Consider the following 3,831-nt stretch of genomic DNA (forward strand, 5'->3'; position numbering starts at 1 on the left):
CAACAGCAAATCCTCTTCCGTGTTCTCCTGCTCTTGCTGCTTCAATGGCTGCATTAAGGGCTAAAAGATTGGTTTGGTCTGCAATGTCTTTAATCACGCCTACGATTCCTTTAATATCTTCAGCTTGTCTTGTTGCATCACTTGTCTTGTTGCTAACATTTTCCATAGATTGGTTAATCTCTTCTACGGCTGCAGCAGATTGTTGGAGAGAGCTTGCTTGAGTTTGTGAGCCTTCGGTTAGTCTGGTCATAAATTTCTCTAGCTCGGAAGATTGTGCAGAGAGATTTTGTGCGAACCCTGCACTAGCCGTTAGCATTTGGCGGATTTCCTCTCCTAAAGTATTTGTTGTGATTTCTACACTACCTTTTGCATCTTTTACTTCTGTTGTAAAATCAAGGGTTTTATAGGATTCAAAGACACGATGGATTTCATTCATATCACTTCCCACTTTGTTTTGTAAAACATCTAACATATTATTTAGCACATTTTTAAGCTCTACTAATTGCGGATTGGCAGGTTGCTTGACGATTCTTGCCGTTAAATCTCCATTTTCAATGGCTTTAGCGGTTTGAGCAGATTGCTCAATTGCTTCTTCGTCAATTCTTAAAGAATCTTGTGTTCTCTTAATGTTGTCATTGATAAGTTTGCCCATAATTCCTAACTCATCATTCGCATTGATTTTGATGAATTGAGTCTCCTTGCTTTCGTGGTTGATGAATCGGAAGAAAGCAACAAGAGTTTTTACCAACATAGGCAGACGATTCCCCAAATTGACTTTAATATACCAATAGATTAATCCCATTGCTACAACAATAAAGATTAATGAAGCGATGCCAATCGTGTATTGCAAATGATAAAGAGGGGCTAATACGGAATTTTTGGGTGCGGTTGTTACTACGGCAAAACTTGCTTCATTATCTGCAACGGAGAAGTTTTCTAAACTTGCAAAGCTGGAATTGCCGTGAGTGTCTGTGTAGTCGTAGATGCCATCTTGATGATCCTTGATTGCGTTAATGAGGCTTTGCGCACCGGGAGTAGGATTCACATCTTGAATTTGTTTTAAGAGTTGATTGGAATCCGGAGATGAAATAATTAACCCATCATTATCTAGGAGTAGTCTTATATCTTGTTCAAATACGCTTTGGTCTGGGTCATTTAGATATGCTGCTATTGTTTCAAAATTGAAGATAAAGCCTATTGCACCTATAATTTGTTTTCTACTATCAAATAGGGGCATAACTAGCCCTGTTCCAATAAAATCATCTTCGCCGATTTGGAATTTTCTTGTTTTACCAAAAAATACCCGATTGCTACCATATTTACCCTCTCGTAATGCATCTTGAATACTTGCGAGTTGTGGGAAAGTGTCTCTTGCTTGCTTAGAGGTAATCCCCCCCTTTTTGGAAGTGTCTTCGTCATAAAGCATCATAAAAAACTCACCACTTGGAGTAATGTGTAAAGGATTCTCTCTGAAGTGAGCAGGGGCGTTTTTGAGATAGAGAAATCCATAATTTGCATTAGAGGAACTATCAAAAACTCCCTCTACAACATTATAAATCCTCTGAAAGCTTAAATCTCTAATTTCTGCAGTTTCAAAAATGTGATTGAGGATTGAGGAACTCCCCCGCGTGATGGTAATTAATTCTTCTGAAATTCCCTTGATATGGTCGGCATAACTTTGAGAGGACTTCTCAACAATGTCTTTTGCATTGCGTTGCATATTTTCACTGACGCGATTTGTAACAATTAAACTTAAAATAATGATACCAACAATAAAAATTATGGCAATTACGCTATTAAGCTTAGTTTGCAGTTTAAGGTTTCTGAAAAAATCCATATACCTAACCTCCTTTTAGAATTGAATATTTAAGTTTTTTGAAAGATTGGAATTATGCCAAAAATATTTTAAAAATTTAATAAAGTTCAAAAATTTTTGTTTCTATACCATTTTCTAAATAATTTTATATTTTCAAAGCAGTTTCTAGTGCTGCTTTATCTTTGGGAACTTTTAAGAAGTTGCTATTTCCTTTTTGTGTTTGCATTACCGCTAGAGAATCCGCGATTCTTAATGCTTGGTCAATATTATGTGAAACCATTATTAAGGTATGCGTGTGAGCAATTTCAATCAATAATTCTTCAATGATATTTTGGGAATATAAATCTAGCGCACTTGTGGGTTCATCTAAAAGCAAGATTTTTGGCTCTAGGCTTAGGACTCTAGCTAAAAGTAGTCTTTGTTGTTCACCCCCAGAAAGTCGCAAAGCATTTTCTCGCAAACGATTTTTCAGATTATTCCAAAGACCTACTTGTTGCAAAGATTCGCAAATCTTAGCTTGAATTGCGTGTTTATCTAGGTTTGTCAATAAGGAGAGGGGCAAACTCAAGTTTTTTTCAATACTTAGATTAAAAGGTTGGGGTGTTTGAAAAAGCATACCGACATTTTTGCGCAAAATCTCTAGTGGAATCCTCTGAATGTTTTGCATAGAAGTAGAATCCAAATCTAGTAAAATTTCGCCCATAATCTCCCCACCCATTTCTTCACAAAGCCGATTAATGCAGCGTAAAAAAGTGCTTTTACCACAACCTGAAGCACCTAAAAGCGTAAAAATTCCATAAGGTTTGATTTGCAAGTTGAGGTTAGAGAAAATCTGCTTCTCCCCAAAGCGCACACCTAAATTTTTCATTTCAAGAATCATTAGAGTTCCTTTTTGCAATTCCTTTTAAGATTCCACCTAGAAGCAACAAAAATCCGCATAGGAAAAGTAGCACTAGGCTTGCTCCCATTGCGTTTTGTAGCTCTCCTTGTGTCTGATAGTTTTGGGAGTTGTAATAGATATAAAACGACAAGGATTCAAATTTGCCTAAAAGCCCATTGGGCAATCCTGCATTTGCCACTGCACCGACAAACATCACCACAGCGGTGTCTTCTGCTACTCTACCAAGTGCTAAGATTGCACCGCTTAGGATTCCATTTCTTGCTTCAGGGAGCAAAAAATACCACAGAATCTTGCCTTTAGGCAAACCTAAGCCCAAAGCATTGAGCATTAAGTCTTGCGGCACAGATAAAAGGGCTTCTTTGGTTGTAGCAATGAGTGTAGGCAAAACAAGCAAAGCAAGACAACAAGCTGCAAGGAGTAGGCAGCTGTTTGCCTCTGGTAGCAAGTGATTTTTAAGCCACAAAATGCTTAAGAATCCAAATAGCCCCATAATCACCGATGGAATCCCTGCAAGAATATCTACCATTGTGTTTAAAAACCACTTTTCAAAAGCATTGGCATAATAGGCAAGATAGATTCCACAGCCAATTCCAGGAATAATCGCAAATAAGAGGCTTAAAATCACAAGCCATAAAGTCCCAAGAATTGCAGGAAAGATTCCATTAAACACTGCTGCTTTACCCAAAATTGCACTAAGAGGTGCGGTATTGCCAAAAAAGAGTTGTAAATCTAACACAGAGATTCCACGCCAAAATACCCAAAGCAAAAGAGAGCAAACAACCAAGACAACGCAAGTAGAACTCAAGAGACTTAAGAGATAAAAGACATTTGCGATTTTACGTTTCATTGTAGAATCCTAAAGTGAGTTGGATTTATGCAAAATGCCACGTGCAAAAAGGGCTAAAAGTGCATTGGAAACAATCAGCAAAAATCCAGAAACAAAAAGTGCATTATACGCCTCCCCGATACTCTCATTCGCGGTGATAAGTGCGATATGCGCACTCAAAACACGCAAAGGGTCAAAAAGTGAAGTGGCAAAATTCAAGGCATTAGAGGAAAGCATTAGCGCAATCATTGTATCACCAAAGGCTCTTCCAAAGCCTAGTAAAAATGC

Annotated in this window: 4 protein-coding genes; all 4 read right to left on the minus strand. The window is 37.8% G+C overall.

The window, feature by feature from the left end; translation table 11 throughout:
- On the minus strand, positions 1 to 1,837 hold a 1,837-nt coding region (locus tag Q1553_RS07750; protein ID WP_300842888.1), incomplete at its 3' end, for a methyl-accepting chemotaxis protein.
- A 124-nt stretch (positions 1,838 to 1,961) separates the two neighbouring features.
- On the minus strand, positions 1,962 to 2,696 hold the full coding sequence (locus tag Q1553_RS07755; protein ID WP_115552005.1) for a phosphate ABC transporter ATP-binding protein: 735 nt from the start codon (positions 2,694 to 2,696) through the stop codon (positions 1,962 to 1,964).
- The gene (locus Q1553_RS07760) at positions 2,686 to 3,564 is read right to left on the minus strand and encodes an ABC transporter permease subunit (RefSeq protein WP_115552004.1); all 879 of its coding nucleotides are present in this window, start codon (positions 3,562 to 3,564) and stop codon (positions 2,686 to 2,688) included. The genes Q1553_RS07755 and Q1553_RS07760 overlap by 11 nt, the downstream gene beginning before the upstream one ends.
- A gap of 9 nt (positions 3,565 to 3,573) precedes the next feature.
- Positions 3,574 to 3,831, minus strand: a 258-nt coding sequence (locus Q1553_RS07765) for a hypothetical protein (protein ID WP_300842889.1), incomplete at its 5' end; no start/stop codon positions are given.

It is taken from the genome of Helicobacter sp. UBA3407, from assembly GCF_949747025.1.
GTDB lineage: Bacteria > Campylobacterota > Campylobacteria > Campylobacterales > Helicobacteraceae > Helicobacter_D > Helicobacter_D ganmani.

Excerpts from the sequence above, each read along its gene's own strand:
- Q1553_RS07755 (WP_115552005.1), bottom strand. The coding sequence starts at position 2,696 with ATGATTCTTGAAATGAAAAATTTAGGTGTGCGCTTTGGGGAGAAGCAG.
- Q1553_RS07760 (WP_115552004.1), bottom strand. The coding sequence starts at position 3,564 with ATGAAACGTAAAATCGCAAATGTCTTTTATCTCTTAAGTCTCTTGAGT.